Genomic DNA, 846 nt, shown 5'->3' with positions numbered 1-846 from the left:
AGCTGCCCGCCGACAAGGCCGCCCCGATCGTGTTCTACAGCGACGGCCCGACCGGCTGGAAGTCGTACAAGGCAGCCGTGTTGGCGGTGAAGGCCGGGCACCGCAACGTGATGTACATGCGTGGGGGATTCGCCGAATGGGAGTCGGCCGGCAACGCGGTCCAGCGTTGAAGCCGGCGATGTCGTTCAAGAGCATCACGACCCGGCGCCTGATCACCCTGGGCTTCGGTTTCGCGGCTGCGGCCTGTCTGGCCGCAGGGCTGGCCGGGTGGCGCAGTTCGGTCGACGTGCACGAGGCCAACCTGCAGACGCATGCGGTGCTCCAGCTCCAGGATGGTGTCAACGCCAACCTGCGTGCGCTCAACGAACTGATCCTGACCAGTGGCTCCAAGGCCTCGACCGAGGCCCTCCACCAGGCCCAGGAGCACTTCGAGGGTCACCTGAAACAGGCTCCGGAAGCGCTGGGGCCGAAGCTCCTCGAGTGGTCCCGCGGGATGGCGGCCATCGGGGCGATGAAGAAGCCTTCGCCCGACAACGACGAGGTGATGATCGCCTACGGCGAGCTCGAGTCGCTCTCGGCCGAGCTGCGCAAGGCCCTCGAATCCACGGTGCAGAGCCAGCGTGAAGCCACGCAGCGGCGCGTGGACCGGCTGGTGGGCTTCGTCCTGGCCGCCGGAGTGGGCCTCTTCGGGGCCGTCTGCGCCATCGGCTGGTGGGTGTCGCGACGCCTGTCGAGTCGTCTGGGTGGCGATCTCGAGGAAGCCGAGGCCGTCGTGGCCCGGGTGGCCGGAGGCGACTTCGCGCCTGTGCCGCTGGCTGCAGGCACCCAGGGCATGCTCGGGGCGCT

At 68.9% G+C, this 846-nt stretch carries 2 protein-coding genes; both read left to right on the top strand.

Going from position 1 to position 846, the window contains the following annotated elements; all coding sequences use genetic code 11:
* Positions 1-2 precede the first annotated feature (2 nt).
* Complete coding sequence (locus tag AC01FP_RS18110) at positions 3-170, top strand: rhodanese-like domain-containing protein (RefSeq protein WP_474482201.1); 168 nt, start codon at positions 3-5, stop codon at positions 168-170.
* Between the two features lie 8 nt (positions 171-178).
* The coding region (locus AC01FP_RS18105; protein WP_474482199.1) for a hypothetical protein at positions 179-846 on the top strand (668 nt) is incomplete at its 3' end.

Source organism: Cyanobium sp. NIVA-CYA 375, from assembly GCF_056108345.1.
This window is presented reverse-complemented; position numbering and strand designations above follow the sequence as displayed.